The 18,762-nt window shown below is 47.4% G+C and carries 8 protein-coding genes; 1 reads left to right on the top strand and 7 read right to left on the bottom strand.

What is annotated here, in order from left to right; genetic code table 11:
- Window positions 1–26: 26 nt before the first annotated feature.
- Entirely contained in the window at window positions 27–4,871 is a 4,845-nt protein-coding gene (locus ACEW9O_RS05205; RefSeq protein WP_373549071.1) for a PKD domain-containing protein, read from the top strand.
- 191 nt (window positions 4,872–5,062) lie between these two features.
- Here ACEW9O_RS05205 and ACEW9O_RS05200 read toward each other — a convergent pair whose 3' ends face one another.
- The 7 genes from ACEW9O_RS05200 to ACEW9O_RS05170 form a co-directional block, all read right to left on the bottom strand.
- Window positions 5,063–5,947, bottom strand: a complete 885-nt coding sequence (locus ACEW9O_RS05200; protein WP_373549070.1) for a glycosyl hydrolase family 17 protein — start codon at window positions 5,945–5,947, stop codon at window positions 5,063–5,065.
- Window positions 5,948–6,064: 117 nt separating this feature from the next.
- A complete protein-coding gene (locus tag ACEW9O_RS05195; RefSeq protein ID WP_373549069.1) occupies window positions 6,065–7,495 on the bottom strand; it encodes an MFS transporter in 1,431 nt (476 codons plus the stop codon).
- A gap of 110 nt (window positions 7,496–7,605) precedes the next feature.
- A complete protein-coding gene (locus ACEW9O_RS05190; RefSeq protein ID WP_373549068.1) occupies window positions 7,606–8,901 on the bottom strand; it encodes a glycosyl hydrolase family 17 protein in 1,296 nt (431 codons plus the stop codon).
- A gap of 1 nt (window position 8,902) precedes the next feature.
- The gene (locus ACEW9O_RS05185; RefSeq protein WP_373549067.1) at window positions 8,903–12,319 is read right to left on the bottom strand and encodes a hypothetical protein; all 3,417 of its coding nucleotides are present in this window, start codon (window positions 12,317–12,319) and stop codon (window positions 8,903–8,905) included.
- A gap of 6 nt (window positions 12,320–12,325) precedes the next feature.
- Entirely contained in the window at window positions 12,326–13,162 is an 837-nt protein-coding gene (locus tag ACEW9O_RS05180; protein ID WP_373549066.1) for a family 16 glycosylhydrolase, read from the bottom strand.
- A 20-nt stretch (window positions 13,163–13,182) separates the two neighbouring features.
- Entirely contained in the window at window positions 13,183–15,528 is a 2,346-nt protein-coding gene (locus tag ACEW9O_RS05175) for a hypothetical protein (protein WP_373549065.1), read from the bottom strand.
- Between the two features lie 20 nt (window positions 15,529–15,548).
- Window positions 15,549–18,707 carry a glycoside hydrolase family 2 TIM barrel-domain containing protein gene (locus tag ACEW9O_RS05170; protein ID WP_373549064.1) on the bottom strand — a complete coding sequence of 1,053 codons (3,159 nt, stop codon included), beginning with the start codon at window positions 18,705–18,707 and terminating at the stop codon, window positions 15,549–15,551.
- Window positions 18,708–18,762: the final 55 nt, after the last annotated feature.

The raw sequence follows: 18,762 nt of genomic DNA, 5'->3' as shown, positions 1-18,762 counted from the left end.
TCAACCATAACAATAAATTTTAACCTATGAAGAGGTTTTTGACAACTCTATTGCTGTCCTGTTTAGTGGCAGTAGGTGTGAGTTTCGGTCAAACCGTGGTTGAAGTAACGGCTAACATTACTTCTAACACGTCTTGGACCAAAAACAACATCTATGTGCTCAATTCAGGCCCATGTTTGTATGTTACCAACAACGCAGTTTTGACAATTGAACCAGGAACCTTGATTAAAGGTAGCCCTTCTGCTCTTATTGTTACCCGCGGCGCGAAGCTGATTGCAGAAGGAACTGCTGAGCAGCCCATTGTATTTACCTCTGCCAAAAACCCCGGCGAACGCCGTGCTGGTGACTGGGGTGGTATTGCTTTATTGGGTCGTGCACCGCTTAACGTACCTGGGGGTGAAGCAACTTTGGAAGGTGGATGTGACGCGACTTTAGCGAGATACGGAGGTACTGATGCTGCTGATAATTCTGGTAGCTTGAAGTATGTGCGTATTGAATTCGCTGGTATCGCCTTCGTTCCCAACCAGGAGTTGAACTCTTTGACTTTAGGTGGGGTAGGTACTGGTACCACTATCGAAAACGTACAAACCTCCTACGGTGGCGATGACGCTTTCGAATGGTTTGGTGGTTCTGTAAATGGACGCAACCTGATTGCTTTTTCTACGGTAGATGACATGTTTGACACAGACTTTGGTTACAGTGGCAAAAACCAATACCTCTTGGGGTGGTCTGATCCCAACATCTTCGACATTTCAACCTCTAACGGTTTTGAATCTGACAACGATGGTACTGGTACCAGCAATAAACCGTTGACTTTATCCAAATTTGCTAACGTATCTTTGTTTGGTCCTCGCCGTACACCAGAGCAATCTGTGAACAGTTTGTTTGGTCGTGGTGCACACATTCGTCGTTCATCTCGTCAGAGCATCCACAACGCGATCTTCTCCGGCTTCCCAACAGGCATTCGCCTGGAGAGTACCAACTCACAGAATGCTTTTTTGACTGATACCCTGAATCTGAAAGGAATTGTAATAGCGAATGCTACGCGTACCTTGGATTCTTTGGCTACAAACTTCCCGAACATTCGTACCAAATTCAACAGCCTTAACACTGCGACCATTGCAACATTGGCTGACTTGAATATCGCTAATCCATACCCAACTTCAGGCCGTCCTAGCTTTTTGCCTAATACAGGTTCTGTTGTATTGACTGGTGCAAACCAAGACATCTACACCGATACTTACTTCCAAAAAGTAAACTTCCGTGGCGCATTTGGTACCACTGACTGGTCTGCTTGCTGGGCTGAATTTGACCCTCAGAATGCAGTTTATACCGGAGCTATTGATTATACAAAAGAAATTCCTGCAGACTTCAATGCTGCTGTTACTACCAATAGCGTTGCTTTTTCGGCTACATTGCCTGCTGGTGCTACTGTAAAGTGGGAGTTTGGTGATTTCAGTACTTCTACTGAGCTCACTCCTACCAAAATTTACCCTGCTTTGGGTACTTATACGGTTAAACTGACCATCACTTCCGCTCGTGGTTGTACCAAGACCATCAGCAAGCAGGTAACCATTGCTACTGGTGCGAGTGAAGTTGCGATCACCAGTGATATCACGACGAATACTACTTGGACTTCAGACAAAATTTACCGTTTGACTGGTTCAACCTGTTTGTATGTACGCAACAATGCTACACTGACCATCCAACCAGGTACAGTAATTAAAGGTGATCCATCTGCCTTGATTATCACACGTGGTTCTAAGTTGATTGCAGAAGGTACTGCTGACAAGCCTATCGTATTTACTTCTGGCAAAGCTGCTGGTCAGCGCCGTGCTGGTGACTGGGGTGGTATTGCCTTGTTGGGCCGTGCTCCGCTGAACGTACCTGGCAATGAAGCTACTCTGGAAGGTGGTTGTGATGCCAACCAAGTTAAATATGGTGGCACTGATGCTGCTGATAACTCTGGTAGCTTGAAATATGTACGGATTGAGTTTGCAGGTGTAGCCTTCGTTCCCAACCAGGAGTTGAACTCTTTGACTTTGGCTGGGGTAGGTACTGGAACTACTATCGAAAACGTACAGACTTCTTACGGTGGTGATGACGCTTTCGAATGGTTTGGTGGTTCTGTAAACGGCCGCAACCTGATTGCCTTCTCTACTGTAGATGACATGTTCGACACTGACTTTGGTTACAGTGGTAAAAACCAATACCTCTTGGGTTGGTCTGATCCTAATATTTTTGACATTTCCACCTCAAACGGTTTTGAATCAGACAACGATGGAACTGGCACAAGCAATAAACCGCTGACTTCAGCTAAATTTGCCAACGTATCTCTGTTCGGTCCTCGCCGTACTCCAGAACAATCTGTGAACTCTTTGTTCGGCCGTGGCGCACACATTCGTCGTTCATCTCGTCAAAGCATCCACAACGCGATCTTCTCTGGTTTCCCAACAGGTTTCCGTTTGGAAAGCACCAATACCCAAAATGCTTTCTTGAGCGATACTTTGCAATTGAAAGGAGTTGTGATTGCGAATGCTACGCGTACATTGGACTCTTTGGCTACAAACTTCCCGAACATTCGGACCAAGTTCAACAGTCTTAACACTGCTACCATTGCAACTTTGGCTGATTTGAACATCGCCAATCCATACCCAACTTCAGGCCGTCCTAGCTTTTTGCCTAATACCGGTTCTGTAGTATTGACTGGTGCAAACCAAGACATCTACACCGATACTTACTTCCAAAAAGTAAACTTCCGTGGTGCCTTTGGTACTACCGACTGGTCTGCTTGTTGGTCAGAATTCGATCCTCAGAATGCAGATTACTCTCGTGGTGTAGATTATTTTGCTACGTTCCCCGCTGATATTACCACCACAATTACGACCAACCGTGTTGCCTTCACCGTTACACTCCCAGCAGGAGCAAAGGTTGAGTGGGACTTCGGTGACTTCACAAAATCAACAGAAGCTGCTCCAACTAAAACGTATGCAGCTCTAGGAACTTATACCGTTAAGTTGACCATTACTTCTGATCGTGGTTGTACCAAGACCATCAGCAAGCAAGTAACCATTGCTTCTGGTACTTCTGAAGTTGCGATTACTGGTGACATTACTACCAACACAACCTGGACCAACGATAAAATTTATCGTTTGACTGGTTCTACCTGTTTGTATGTACGCAACAATGCAACTTTGACCATCCAGGCAGGTACCATCGTTAAAGGTGATCCATCAGCTTTGATTATCACACGTGGTTCCAAGTTGATTGCTGAAGGTACTGCTGAGCAACCAATCATCTTTACTTCCGGCAAAGCTGCTGGTCAGCGTCGTGCTGGTGACTGGGGTGGTATTGCGCTTTTGGGCCGTGCTCCGCTGAACGTACCAGGCAATGAAGCTACCCTTGAAGGTGGTTGTGATGCCAACCAGGTTAAGTATGGCGGTACCGATGCTGCTGATAACTCAGGTAGCTTGAAATATGTACGGATTGAGTTTGCAGGCGTTGCCTTCGTTCCCAACCAGGAGTTGAACTCATTGACTTTGGGTGGGGTAGGTACTGGAACTACTTTGGAAAACATCCAAACATCCTACGGTGGTGATGATGCTTTCGAATGGTTTGGTGGTACTGTGAACGGCCGCAACTTGATCGCTTTCTCTACCGTAGATGACATGTTTGATACTGACTTTGGCTACAGTGGTAAAAACCAATACCTCTTGGGTTGGTCTGATCCTAACATCTTTGACATTTCAACCTCAAATGGTTTTGAATCAGACAACGATGGTACTGGTACCAGCAACAAACCCTTGACTTCGGCTAAATTTGCCAACGTATCGCTATTTGGTCCTCGCCGTACCCCTGCTCAAAGTGTTAACAGCCTCTTCGGTCGTGGTGCACACATTCGTCGTTCTTCTCGTCAGAGCATCCACAATGCGATTTTCTCTGGCTTCCCAACAGGTTTCCGTTTGGAAAGCACCAATACCCAGAATGCTTTCTTGACCGACACCCTGCAATTGAAAGGGGTTGTGGTTGCCAATGCTACGCGCACATTGGACTCTTTGGCTACCAACTTCCCGAACCTCCGGACCAAGTTCAACAGCCTTAACACTGCTACTATTGCAACTTTGGCTGATTTGAACATCACTGATCCATACCCAACTTCAGGACGTCCTAACTTTTTGCCTAAATCAGGTTCTATTGTGCTGACAGGTGCAAACCAGGATATCTACACAGATACTTACTTCCAAAAAGTAAACTTCCGTGGTGCCTTCGGTTCAAGCGACTGGACAGGATGCTGGGCTGAGTTTGATCCTCAAAATGCGGATTACAGCGTTTCTCCAGTAAACTACTTCACTGGCAAACCAACCACCTTCGCCTTTGTATCTCCGTCCAACAAAGCAACCTTTACTGGTCCTGCTGGCGCTGGTCTGAAGTACAGCTGGGACTTTGGTGTTACTACTTCTACTGCGGATACTTCTTCTACTGCAAACCCAACGTTTGTTTACCCAACAATCGGAAGTTATACTGCTACGCTAGTTGTAAGCAACGCTCGTGGTTGTTCTACTACGTTGACCAGAGCAATCAGTGTTACTACTAGTCTTGAGGAAATTAAGGAACTGAACGCTTTCCGTTTGTTCCCTAACCCAACTGCTGGTAACACTACGTTGGAATTGAACTTGACTGCTCGCATTGATGCAGTTGTTTCCGTACGCAACGTAGCTGGTCAAGTGATGCTGTCTCAGAAACAAACATTGCTGCAAGGCATGAATCGTTTGGAACTGCCTACTGCAAATCTTGCCAATGGCATCTATACAGTTGAAGTAAAGTCTACTTCTGGATTGAATACCTTGAAATTGATGGTGACCAAGAACTAATTGGTTCGGTCATTCTATAAAAAGGGACGGCTTGGAGTGTGATGCTCCAAGCCGTTTTTGTTTCCACCAAGATGCAGACTCTATAGTAGAAAAAATTAAGCTACCGAATAATATCTTCTCCGTAACCAAAACGCCACATTCACCAACACAATCAACGCTGGCACTTCCACCACCTTTCCAGATCAAAAAGATCAAAATTTGAGATGTTGGTGCATGTCCCACAAGCCCCAGTAAGCGCCTACGTCGCCTTCGGCACCTACTTTCCAGGACTCATCAAAGGAGGAGAAATAAAAAATCTCAATGTTTTCCTCCCGCGACCATTGCTGGGTATTGAGGAAGTATTTGATGGCATTTTCCATAGAGGGCTCAGCACCCTCGAAACTTTTGCCCTGGCTGGGCCAACCAGTCTCCGTGATGATTACTTTTTTGCCCTTGGCGGCAAGCATAGCCTGTTGGTACATCTGTTTCATGTAGACCAGTGAATAGTCGATCTGGCAACCCTCCCAGAAGGGGTAGCAATTGGACAGAATCACATCACAAGCTTCGCTTATTTTTGGACAATCGGTAAATTCGTAATAGGCGTCCACATAGCCGACAGTTGTTTCCGGGATCGCGCTTTTTACCCGCTGAATGTATTCTAGCAATTCCTCTTCGCTGAAGTCTTTTCGGTAGAGCACTTCGTTGCCAACGGCGGCAATGTCCACGTAGCCTGCTTTGGCCAATTGGATCAGGCCAGCTATTTCCTGCTCGTTCAAATCTTTGTCTTTGCCCAACCAGGCACCTACCAAGGTTTTGATCCCAAATTCACGGGCTACTTGAGGCACCAGTTCATTGCCCTCGATGCAGGAGAATGAACGAATCCATTTGGTGTAAGGAGCAATGACCGCCATCCGCCGCCGGATTTGTTCAATCGTCAAGATATCGCCCGGTTGTTGCCCCTCTTCGTAAGCGCTGTAACAAAGGCCATGCATACCCGCTTCTAATGTTTGTTTGAAAAGAATTTGGAGCTGCTCCGGTGATTTGCCAGAATAGTCTATGCCTGAGAGGGCTAAATGTTTTCCTAATCTGAATGACATAGTTGGTTACGCTTTTGGAGTGAAACAAGAGTTGAAACAGCTTGAAATAAATCTTGCTGTTTCAACTGAATTCTGGTATTTCATGAATGGCTCTACGACCTTTATGAAGCATTCACCTTATGATGAAGCAGTGGCTTTTTTCTGGTTTATTTCTGCACGGATTTCCATGGCTCGTTCTTCGGACACGTCGTAGTCGCGCATGATCCAAATGGCAATCAATGTCCCGACAATGGGAACCAGGGAGAAAAACAGCCGCAGTCCCTCCACAGCGCCTTCGGGTTGGGTAGTCGCGTTGGGGATGAATCCAACAAAAGTCATGATGGTGCCGCTCAGCAATCCAGCAATGGCAAAACCAAATTTCACCATCCACCAATAAATGGCACCGAAGATCCCTTCCCTTCTTTTTCCGGTATTCAGTTCGTCCAAATCGCACACGTCGGCAGTCATGGACATCATTAGGGTGAACAAGCTGCCGATGCCAAAGGAAAAGAACGGAAGCGCGAACATGAACATATAGGGTTTACCTGGTACAAAAAGGAACCAAAACAGGATATAGCCAATGATGGAAATGGCCTGAGAAAGCATAAAGGCATTTTTCTTACCCATTTTTTTGGACATCCAGGCTACAGTGGGAATTACCGCAAATGTAGTTATCAAAGCCCCCAAGCTCCCGAATAAAGTAGGCCAGATACCTGCTGCTCCTGCATCGCCATTGAACAAATAATATACAATGATGAAAAAGGAGAAGGAAGCAACCGTATTGAACGCATTAAATATCAGAAAGGTAGAAAAACACAATTTTCTGAACGGACGAATTTTGAAGGCTTCCTTGAACCCATTCACAATTTCTTTGAGACCACCTCCAATATTCTTCAAGCTCAATGGAATGAGGCTATTGTCATCTTTGGTGGATTTACTCTTGATAAAAAATGCGGGAATCATCGCTAAAATCATACAGAATATGCCTACCCAAATGGATAGCGTCCGGGTAGCTGTATCCGCATTTTCAAACCAACTTGGATCATACATCACCACCCAAAACCAAGGGGCAATTACCCAGGCCCATTGTCCGATCCATTGTGCTACAGCCATGATATTGGTACGGTCATGAAAATCATCGCTCATTTCATAGCCCATGGCTACATATGGCACACTAAAAATGGTTAGCCCGGTGTAGAAGACAAATGACCACAGCAGAAAGTAGGTGAAGTTGTATTCCACACTGTTTTCCCGGTGCAACTGCCACATCGCCACAAAAGAAATGCCCATGATGATGGCACCGATGAAGACATAATGCCTGCGTCTGCCCCAAACGGAACGGGTATTGTCGGTGATAAATCCCATGATTGGGTCGGTTATGGAGTCATATACCCGGGGAAGAAAAAACAGGATGCCCCACATCCAGCCTGGGAAACCTAAATCCTGTACCAGCACAACCATAAATATCCCCAGGGCAGCTGGGAACATTTGATTGGCCAGCATGCCCAAACCGAAGGCAACCTTTTGCCCAAAAGGAACTTTTTGCGATGATGTAGTTGAATTACTCATTGTTGGTTTGTCATTGATGAATCAATAGAGTTGAAGATGAATCTTTTAAAAAATGTAAAAGTTTTGCCACATCGCCGAAGGCGAGGTGCTAAACTTTTACTAAAAAATAATCAATTGCCTGGAGCCTTTCCTTTTTTTACCGGAGGAAGCGGCACCTGTTGGAGCAAGGTTGCTTTGTTTCCACCGTAGGTTTTTACAATTGGATTCCCGTCCCTTGACAAACCTTTCAGCACACCCTGGTCTACCAAATCCCAGATGGCGTACTTGGCCTTTCCATCAAGGGTAAATAACCCAAAGTGGTTTTCCGATCCTCCGGGATTGGCAGCATCCTTCCAGATTTCATCAAAAGCTTCAAAGTAAAAGCAGGCGATGCCCTCCAGATTTGTCCATTCTCGCATCTTCTGGTAATAAAGCCCTTCCTTGTATTCATCGGTCGCTTTGGAACCATTCACGCCATAGTGTTCATTAGAAGCGCTGGCCCAACCCGTTTCGCCGATGTGTATGGGTTTTTGAATGCCCAATCCCTGCATGTATTTCGCTACACTTTGGTATTGTGAAATGGCATAGTTGACAGCACGGGTCATGGCCGCGTCAATTTTGGCCGTATCAGAGAGCCTTTCTTCGCCCTCGAAATTGCCCCAAAAGACAGGGTTGTAGTGGGTGTCGTGCATCGGGTAGGTATGCATTGACACATAATCAACCGCCTGGAATAATTTTGTTAAATCTTCGACGTGGTATTCAGCACCACCACCGCCCCAGGACGCAAAATTGTCGGAGCTGGTAATCCATAAGTCCACGGGCAGTTTTCCTGCTTTTTTCAGCGCTTGCAACTGGTTCACGTATTTTAAAATCACCCAGGGCTGGACAAAATAACTGGTGGCCCACTTCACCATCGCCTCGTTGCCGACGGCGATGATTTTTACGATGTCGGGGTATTGGCTGGCCATATCCACCGCTCTTTGAATTTCAGCGACGTTGGACTCGACCTCTTCCTCTTCGTGTATTGGCGGGTTCTTCGTCCAGGCGTTTTTGCAATCAATCCAGGCCCCCAACATGACATACATCTCGAAATTGGGGTCTTCCTGCTTTAATTCACGAATCGCCTTCAGCAAGTTGGAAGCTTCAGCCAGCTTTGTATTGTAAGTCCGCAGCACCCTGATGTTCATGGCGAAGAGGATGTTCATGTCCTCTTTCAATTGTGCTATACTCGGCTGCAATTCGCGGCTGTTTTCCCGGTAGCCACCGTAAGAAATGGCCAGGTATTTGGGGTTTCCCAAGATGTCTTTTGCCGTCAATTCTGCTCTGTTTTGTAGTCGTGATTGTTGATTTTGAACTATTCTTGCCCCGCAGGATAAGGTGAAGGTCAGTATGAACAAGATTGCCGTCTGCCACAGGTTTGTTTTCATCCTATTTCAAAGTTGACGTTTGGATGTGCACCCTGATTTGAATGATCTCACCAGTCCGTTCAAAAATTTTCAGGCTGTTGCTTTCATCCACGGTTAAGTCGTTCAGCGTAGTAGTGGTATGTTTTTTATCTGTAATGCCCAGTTGGTTTTCGGCTGCCAGGGTATAGATGATGGGCACCTGGCAATAAGTGAAACAAAGGGAGCCTTTTTCAATCCGCAATCGCCGGGGTTCCTGATGAACGTCCAGGTATGCAAAGGTTTTGGCTTCCTCCAGAAACTCGCTTTTTCGGAGTAGACAGGGATTGAAATGCAACTGCCCATTTTTCACCTGAACGCCCAACTCACCGAACCTGCTCAGAATGTCCTCCTTCACCTGACCGGTCATGCCGGGTTGCTGTGCGCCTTTTCCGGCGGGCGTATGGGAATAGGGGTCGGTTGGAAAAGCTCCATACAACGATGGTGATTTGTGGACACCAATGCCTTCGCTGATTTCATAATAATGCGCCAATAATTGGCCGATGAGTTCAGGGTTTTCCTCTTCATCAACGGCTTTTTGGCAACATTCCAGCACGGCCAATTGGAATTTCGACACCATGTGCCAATAAATAGATCCTAAGCCCTCATAACCATAAAAAGTACCAGATCGTCCGGTAAACGCTTTGTGGTTGAACAGGTCCTCAAAGATTTGCAGCACCCTTTTTTTGTCTTTTTCCACAAGGGACGCGTAAGGCGTATTGGAAAGTTCATTCAAGGCAGAGGTCAGATCGCTGGCGTTTTTAAAATTGCTGTTGAAATGGAACAGCCCATTGACGTCTTTTTCGATGATGTCCACGTTGCCGTCGGATACCAATTGAGTGAGCAGGGTAGAGTGTCCGACGGCTTCTTTGGGTACATTGTTTTTTACAAAAAAGCCTGGTAGGTCTTTGTTGGGATAAAGCAGGTAACTGTACTGGTCGGGTCGGAACAATTTACTTCCTTTCAAACTGTCCAACAGTGTCAATACCTCCTGGCCGGATAAATATTTGGAACTCAACACCGCCACTTGCCCCTCTAACATTTCGCTCAAATGGGAAATGGAAACGGCATCTTCGCCCTCGATAGTCATCAAGTTATAAGCGTGGTACAAGTGGTCTGGCCTTTTGTTGGCTTCAATTGTATGCTCCAAAAAGCGGAGGCTCAAATCAAAAAACGCGTTGATTTCATCCAACGCAAGCACGTGCTTTGCTCCTGAAAATGGCTGGCTGTAAAGCTGCGTGCGGTATGTGCTGCCGGCTTTTCCCAAGCCGTCCAGTATTTGTTTGCGATCCTGGTCGCTGATTTTACCAGAAAGTAAATGTTCGGAATGCTTCAAGGCCTGAGCTACACCATTCAAAAAACCAAGCAATTCGGTGGAAATACCAGCTTGTTTCGCGGCTGAAGCGGCGAATACTTTTTTGAAAAAATACAAAAATCGGCGTAGGTAGCATAGGGTCACGACCGAAACACCGTTGCCCACCAGGGCGTTGTTGGCGTCGTTCCATTCAGGGCGCTGGGTGTTCATCCAAATGCCGCCTTCGGGAATAAAATTGGACAATTTGGCCAGTACTGTTGCCAGGATTTTTTCCACAAAAGTCACCGTATGGATCTCGCCCTGTTGGTTCCGCAACAAGGCTCCGTCTGCACCCAGACTTTCTTTTTGGGCATGGATTTCCTTGTCTGATTCGTGGTCAAACTCGATGGTGTCTTTGGGGTTTTGGAGGGTGTCTTCGTAAGTTTTTATTCGGTAAGGTACATTGGCATATACGAAGCTGGCCTGGTCAAAAAGACTTTCCAACTGACCGGGTTCATGGTCTTCCATGAATTCCAGAAACTTCAACAGGTAGATAATCTGGTGGTCACCCCAGTAGCCGATGTATGACCAGGGGTTGTCCGGCTCGATGGTCTCCCAATCGAACCCGTCTTTGGTCACCCGGTAAGGGTTGTAGCCATCGAAAGTAGTTGCATTCAAAAACTTGAACACCATACTTTCGATGTAGGCAGGGTAGGAGTGGGCCAAGGCTTCCCAGTTTTGGAAGATGTCCCTCCAGTTGCCTTGGTAGTCGAGGATTTTCGAGCCATCCTTTTCACTTCGTGTATTGATCGAAAACCAGTTCCAGGGGCGGCTGGGGTCGCCGTGTCTACGACTGAATTTGAGTGGCAGGTATTCGAGACACAAGCGCGTGAAATGCGCATCCCCGCTTTGTTGAGCTATTTGTTTTACCTCAAAAAAGGAAAAAACAGCGGGCAATTTGTCCAGAATCGGTTTTGCTGTTTCAAAAACGGTTTTGTTGGCCTTGGACAAATAATGCTTGAAATCCCATTTCTCGATTTGATAATTGTCGTCAAAAATACCACCCCGCATGATGTTGAACAGCACATTGGAAAAGTGACGGGTATCCTTGCGATGGTCAGCGCTCATTTGCAGCCCATCCGCAGCTGCGTTGAGGGCGCTCAAACGTTTGGTTCCAGCGTCAACATCCTCGTTGACGAGTTGTACTAGCCCTTTTTCATTTTTGATCCAGTCCAGCAGTTGGGCAACGGTTGTATGGCTTTGGTTCACATTGGCAACGATCATCCACTCTTTTTCCGATTTGGGAGCCAGCACTACTTGTTTGTGGAGAAAATAGGCCCCTTTTTCCGCCTTTACATCTTCTTCCTGCTGGAGCGGCTTGCCTTTTCGGAAAGCAGCGAGTTGTAGGGATGAAAGCAAATAGGTGGGATTTTCAAGGCCTAGCGACCATACCACGTTGGCTTTCAGCGCCTCGCTGGGTTCAGCTTTGTCCACTATGATGGCACTCAAGGCATAGATACCTAAACCCGTCGCCGGATTCAATTCACTCCTTTTGTAAGCGTCTACCAGGTTGCTGGAGCTGTTTTGCAAACTACTGGGCACCCCATAAGGGAGTATATTTTGGATGCCGTCTACCAGGGAAACACTGAGCTCGGACGGCCCATTGTTGATCAGCCTTGATCTGCGGACAAAACCAAATTGATCACTGGAATTCCATTCCACCTGAAAGGTCAATTGCAGGTCGTGATTGATTTCTTCGAAGATGATTTTATTCCCAAAAACATGCTTGTACAAATTCTGGCTTCTGCGGTGTATGCCTTCGTACCGGGAGGAAAAGGGTTCCCAGATGTGTTTGGCTCCGGCTTGCTGCACCAAAAATATGGACTTGCTGCCCGTTATTTCGACTGACTCGGTTATTTTGTCGTCGGTGTAATAAGGGAACAATGCGTAATCGGCATTTTTTCGCCCTGCGCTCAGTCCACCATTACTGGAGATGAACATCCAGTGGTCAGAGTCGCTGACAATGCTCATGAAAAATGGGCGAAGTGCATCGCTATCCGCTATTTTAAAATAGCTATCGGTGCCTATTTGTGTATATTCTAGCTCCATGGTTGATTAGTTGACCTCTTTGTAAACTTTGATATAATCCACCAGCATGGTTTGAGGAAATGGCGTTTGGGGCGTAGGGAAGCCTACAAAGTTGCCGCCCACAGCAACATTCAGGATGATGAAAAAGGGCTGATTGTAAACCCATTCTCCAGGGGTATCTTCTGGTTTTAAACGCTGATAAAGGACGTCATCAACGTAATAATCAATAAAGTCTTTACCCCATTCAACCGCAAAAACATGAAAATCCACATCGAAGCGGTCATTCGTAAAACCATAACTTTTGGTGATGGCCGCTCCGCCAGAATAGCCCGGGCCGTGCACGGACCCATGAATGAGGTTGGGTTCCTGCCCACGGTACTCCATGATGTCAATTTCGCCGCACTGAGGCCAGGGAACCTGATCAATATTGGCACCTAGCATCCAGAAAGCCGGCCAGATTCCAGGCCCCCAGGGCATTTTAATGCGCGCTTCAAAGCGGCCGTAAGCTTGTGCGAAAATTCCTTTTGTATTCAGCCTCGCCGAAGTGAAAGCACGACCTGAGTAACTTTCAGATCGGGCCGTAATAGCTAGGTTGCCATTGCCGTCAAGGGCGGCATTTTCAGGTCGATTGGTGTAGAATTGTAATTCCTGATTGCCCCAGCCGTCATTTCCAGGCCCGATTCCGATGTCGTAAGCCCATTTTGTGGCATCCGGGGCCTTACCGGCCAAGCCAGCGAAATTATCTTCCCAAACCAATTCGTAGTTGCGATCAACGATGACATCATCATCCTGGCAGCTCCAGAAAGTGCATAACATCACGACAAGCAGAAAGCTATTGATGAGTGTTGAATGATTCCATTTCATTGTAAAAGGATTAGTTGAGATTATTTGTGAAATAGAATATTGTCGAAATAGATTTTCCCGTTGCCTTCAAATTTGAACTGGAAAACCTTGTTCAGGTCAACCGTTGGAGTGAATTCCTTCAGCGGAATGTCGATACTCGTCCAGCCAGAGGTGGGCACTTTTAAGGTATATGCCTTCTCCGCAGGGCCCGGGCTGATGAGGGACACCTTTAGCTCGGTGGAGTTTGCAGTCCAGAAATCGAGGTGCAACTGAGTCATGCCGCTTACATTCTGATCACTGCCCAACTGAAGGCCTTGATAATTCAATCCGGAATACACGAGCGTATTATTGCCGGCTACTTTTACTTCGCTAACTTGGGTTGCCTGTCCCCAATTTGGATTGAGGTCAGATCCGGCAACGTTGGTATAAGCGTCACTGAACACCGAGATGACGTTGGCCGCAGCATAGGTAGGTGTTGGCGCAGCAGTGGTGGGTTCTGTGGCCGCAGGTGGATTTTTATAAAAGTAAATGTTGTCCAAATAAATGTCGCCATTGCCTTCAAATTTGAATTGAATCAGGTCGTTGAGGGCAACCGGGGAGAAATCACTCAGGGGGATATCCACACTGCCCCAACCGTTGGTGGGTACAGTTAAGGCCACTGCTTTCTCTACCGGCCCAGGGCTGATGATGAACACATTCAAATTACTTGAGTTCTTGCTCCAGAAATCAAGGTGCAGGTGAGTCATGCTGGAGACATTGAGGTTGCTGCCGAATTGTGTCCCCTGGTAATTCAAGTTCTCATAACGCAGCGTGTTGTTCCCTGCAATCGGCAATTGGGTAACCTTGGTCGCCTGTCCCCAATTCGGGTTAAAATCTGTTCCGGCAGCGTTGTTATAGGCATCGCTAAAAATGGAAGTGACATTGGCAGCACTACGGGTAGGGGGTGGCGCTGCAACAGTAGGCCCAACAGGCACCTCCTTTGGGGCAATGTAAAAATACACATTGTCGAGATAAACATTTGGCAAGTCGCCCGATAGTACCAATTGAGCAAGGTTTCCTCTTCTATTCAATCCCGTGAATCTCGAAAGAGGAATATTAATGCTCACCCATTCTTTGGAAACCAAGGTTGGGCGAGTGACTGCTATTTCGTGTGAAGAATCATCGCCTCCACCAAAAGTTCCATTCGCGCCAAAATCCACCAGCTGCACCTTGAAGGTCTTTGGAAGGTCGGTAGGGTCAGGTGTCCAAATATCCAAATGGAAATTCGTCATGGCGGATGCATTAATGGTCTTGGAGCTGAACTCAATGCCTACAAAATTGAGGCTTCGGTAGCGTTTTGCATCGTTCCCCGCAATTTTAACATCGATGGTCTGAGCGGTTGAAAACTGCCAGCCAGTGTTCCAGGTATCGACGGTCACATTGTTGTAGGCATTGCTGAAGAGGGAAATGACACTGTCTGCTTTGATAGTAGGGGTGGGGGCTGGAGTTTCGGGGCCAACTGCTTTTCCACTTGAATTGAGCGTCATTGAGCCGAGTGCATTCAGTTCGCCAACTTTGGCAGTGATGACTGCCTTTCCAGCATCAACTACCGAAACAACACCAGCGTCACTGACCGAAGCCACTGCTGGATTGGAGGAAGAAAAACTGAAATACGCCGGAGTTGCTTCCACACTTTGATCAATGCCGGTTGGCAGATTAAAAGCAACCTTCAATCCGCCAATGTTCAGCTTTTGATCCGTTTCCACCGAAAAGACCTGATCTTGTCCATCCAAAATGGCAGGTTTCGGATGAGCAATGGTCCCTAATTTTTCAAATTTCAGGTCATCAATCCAAAAGGTATAACCGAGCTCGTTTTCCGGGCCTTCCGAATAAAAGAACATGCCTCTTTCTTGTTTTAATTTTGAAGGATCGGGGATGGGGATGATGAATTTTTGCCAATTGGAATTGACTTTTACCCCTCTTAGCGTAACCTGGTATTTTGACTCGCCAAAGTCGTTTCCAAAACCGACTACGTCAATCGTGGCCGCTTTGGAGGCTTTGGCCCAAAAGGTCAGTGCATCGTAGCCCGATAGGTCACGCCCAACTGTAGTAAGGTATCCACCACCAGCATAAGCTCCCTGGGGGTCGCCAGCGTCCGGCACCGCAAACTTCATAGAGGCTGTTCCTTTGTATTTTACCTCTGCATCCACATCAAAGGCGGTGACTTTAGAGCCACCGAAGGCGGCGTAGTTGAGCCCGGCGCTGAATCCGTCAATGAAGACCTCAGGAGTAGTGGGAAAGGTAGCTGGCGCGAGGCCATCGATGTCTCGCTTGCAACTGAGCACCGTTATTAGGGCCGTGCTGGCGAACAGGACGAGTGTAGCTATTTTATGCTTTAAATGTTGCATGGTAGATTTCTTGAAATTGACTAATTGTTGTTGATGTTGATTTGCAAATAGGTCTGAAATTCCCATTCTTGGCCATTGCCAAAACCTATGGCAGTGGGGTCACAAACGAGTTGTCCACTTGCATCAAATTTCGTTGCCGGGCAGTAGCGGGGCGAATACTGATCAAGGGAACGCCAAGTATAGCGGATGCCCAAGCGAGAAGTGGGCAATTCAATCCAGGAAGGCTTGGCAAGGCTGGTGGAAATATCCGCCATGAGTTGCAGGGGGAAGGTTAAGTTGAAGTCGCGGTGGTAGTCAAAAGGCCCCCAATCGTTTACTTTGGCCATGGCGATCAACTTGGTCTTTTTATAAATGAGTCGCAAATCGCCGCCAAAGCGTTTGATGAGTCGGCCATCACTACCGTTGGCCTGGGCTGTCCCGGCGAAAAGGTTGGCGATAAACCCAAATTCAGGGGTCATTTTTGAAACGATGCGCGAATGAGCCTCCCAAAGGTCTTGTGCCGGAGCGGCGCCAGGGAAGGCAAAAATGGTGCGCCCATCGCCAAGGATACCAATCGCTGCGTCCTGAGTGGTGGGCAAGTGGCGGTAAACGAACCCAGCGTTGATGGCAAAGGTTGCATCTTCCGCAATGTCGTTGTCCCATTCATACATCCAGGTGCCGGGAGTAGGGTCGTAGGTGAAAAGGATTTCACCCGCCACGGTTTCACGGTTTGAGCGCACTGCAAATGGATCGTCGAGAATATTTCTCGGACGCCCCGGTGCTGGCACACCGCCGGGGATGGGGTCTTCGATTGGTTTCTGCCACAAGAAGTTGGGAGCAATTTGGAAATCGCCCAATCCGACGGTGAAGCCGGTCAGGAAATTGTATTGATTGCCGCTGCCACTGTCTTTGAGCCGCCAGCCAGTGTAGGTTTTGGTGTAATCAGCTCCACCTTGCGCGAGAATTCCCTGTGCTGCCCCTTGAGCATACCATTGGAATGGCCCTGAAGCATAAGTCACCTTGAACTTACCACCCCAGGTATCTTTCATGGTGGTTTTATCCTGGAAAATCTCGTATTTACCTTCTTCGGTTTGGTGGGCAACCTGGAAAACTTCCCCAACGCGGTTTGAGTTCGACCAAATGCCGCCTAGTTCAAACCCCACTGATCCCATCATTCTTTTGACATGCAAGGAAGCCCTGCGGGTAGGTGGAATCGGCACTGCAAATGAGCTCACTGCAGGGGCTTGCCGATCGATGTCTTCGTGGAAAACTCCCGTCAGGTTGTATTTGCCGATTTGTTTGCTGTATTTCGCCAAGACGGCCGGGTTGGCACCCCACCACAATTGAGGGCCGAAAGCCACTTTTAAATTTTTGATCTGCTTTTTACCCGTCAGTTCAAAGCCAAATGGCGCATCACCATTGTAAATGTCAATATTGGGGCCGTAGTTGGCTTCTGGATAAAAGCCGAAAAAATCGCCTTCGTATCCCCAATGGTAATGTCCGGTACGGTAGAAAGCCTTCAAATCGAAATGTTTGGCATTCCAATTGATATCGGCACGATAGACTTTGAAGCGTTCGGCATCTGAAAGCTCAACAGCGCTATTGGTATTGTTGCCAATATTGAAGGATTGAACCGTGCGGATGCGGCCTCGGTTTTCGTAAAATATTTCGTTGATGGGGTTTTCTGCAACGTTCCCCAGAATGTTGAAAGACACGTTGGCCCGCAAGTTTTCGGAAGGCTTTGCCTCTACACCGATAAAAAAAGACTGCATGTGGTCAAAGCCCAATTGGTCGGGGTAGGCGGTTCGACCTGGAATAGGGTCATTGGGTGTAGCGATCCTTTTTCCTCCCGTATTAAAGGTGTAGAGATCGGCCCTGAATTCGCTCAATCGCACCTTTTTTGTCTGCTCTCCGGTGAGGGCTGCTTTGTCTCCACGTGCCTTTATCACCACATCCATGAGTTGGATTTGGGAGAAATGATTGTCCACATCGGCAATTGTCATTCCTTTTTCCAATGGGTTTAGGCCGTGGGCTTCTTTCAGTGCATAATAGGCTGCACGAGGATACAGCTGGTAAAGCCCTCTTTCATTGGTGGGCCCTTTGGCACAGATGCCAAACCATTCCTCGTTCATGTTGTTTTCGCCCTCTTCATAATCATGCAAGTAACCACCGTTGCTCCAGGAGGCGTTGTTGTCGTGGATCGAGAGGTTGCTGGTTTGTCCAAACTTCCACCAACCATCGCTGAACTGGAAGGTGAAACCTCCAAGGCTATTGCCTGCTTTGCCCAGTCCCGCAGCATTTTCATAAATTTCTTTCCAGTTGCCCAACATATAGTAGGCTTGGGATTGCTGGTCTTCCTCATTGTCGCGGGCGTTAAAGGCATCCGCACCAAATTCCGTAAACAAAATAGGTTTCTTCAGTTCAGCCTTCACCTTCTGAAAGGCATCCCCGAAGGAAAGGCCGCGGTACATGTTGGTGCCCAAAATGTCTACGTCTTTGCACTCTTTAACAATGAGGTCCAAAAAAAGCAGATCGCCATTACACATCGCCACAGGGTGTGATTGGTCAATGCTTTTCATCGCTACTGCTGCCTCATTGAAGAGTTTGTACATCGCCGTTGCTCGTGCAGTGGATTTTCGGTCTTGCACCGGGATGTCCTCCGTTTCGGCACCTTCCCAAAATAGTCCGTAGTTGTTTTCATTGCCGAGCAGGAACAGCAGCAAACCTGGCGTGTCCTTGTATTGTTCGGTCATCGTTTTTACCTCGGCAAGGAGGAGATCTCGGGTGCGGGGGTCGGCATATTCCGTATTGGCTACCCATGCACCACCCAAGGTGAGGCCGTAGCGCCCAAAGGAATGGTTGAGCATGGTGTAGATGCCGTATTTTTCGTAGATGTAGCGAATCCAGCGGGCTGGCACTCCGGTGTACTGTCGTACCACATTGACCCCCATGTTTTTCAACAGGGGCATTTCGGTGTCGAGGGCTGCCCGAATGATGTCGTCGGGCTGTTTCCACAGGCTGTAGGAATAATTGGCCCCGATTGGGAAGTAGTCCCAATTCATACCGTTGATGAAGAAGTCCTTGCCGTTGACGACTAGTCTCATCCCATCCTGCTGGTTTGAGATGTTAACCTTGTCAACCTGGGCCATGGCTGAAATGGCAAGAAAGGATAGGATCAATGTTTTAATTATTTTTTTCATTTCCAGGTTATTGTAAAAGTAAATGATCGGGTCTGGCGAATATTTCCTTTCTACT

Origin of the sequence: Haliscomenobacter sp. (assembly GCF_041740695.1) — a bacterium.
In the GTDB taxonomy this organism is placed as follows: Bacteria; Bacteroidota; Bacteroidia; order Chitinophagales; family Saprospiraceae; genus Haliscomenobacter.
This window is presented reverse-complemented; position numbering and strand designations above follow the sequence as displayed.

What these genes read in the sequence shown, in the direction of transcription:
- ACEW9O_RS05190 (WP_373549068.1), bottom strand. Translation starts at nt 8,901, where the DNA reads ATGAAAACAAACCTGTGGCAGACGGCAATCTTGTTCATACTGACCTTC.
- ACEW9O_RS05185 (WP_373549067.1), bottom strand. Translation starts at nt 12,319, where the DNA reads ATGGAGCTAGAATATACACAAATAGGCACCGATAGCTATTTTAAAATA.
- ACEW9O_RS05170 (WP_373549064.1), bottom strand. Translation starts at nt 18,707, where the DNA reads ATGAAAAAAATAATTAAAACATTGATCCTATCCTTTCTTGCCATTTCA.
- ACEW9O_RS05175 (WP_373549065.1), bottom strand. Translation starts at nt 15,528, where the DNA reads ATGCAACATTTAAAGCATAAAATAGCTACACTCGTCCTGTTCGCCAGC.
- ACEW9O_RS05200 (WP_373549070.1), bottom strand. Translation starts at nt 5,947, where the DNA reads ATGTCATTCAGATTAGGAAAACATTTAGCCCTCTCAGGCATAGACTAT.
- ACEW9O_RS05195 (WP_373549069.1), bottom strand. Translation starts at nt 7,495, where the DNA reads ATGAGTAATTCAACTACATCATCGCAAAAAGTTCCTTTTGGGCAAAAG.
- ACEW9O_RS05180 (WP_373549066.1), bottom strand. Translation starts at nt 13,162, where the DNA reads ATGAAATGGAATCATTCAACACTCATCAATAGCTTTCTGCTTGTCGTG.
- ACEW9O_RS05205 (WP_373549071.1), top strand. Translation starts at nt 27, where the DNA reads ATGAAGAGGTTTTTGACAACTCTATTGCTGTCCTGTTTAGTGGCAGTA.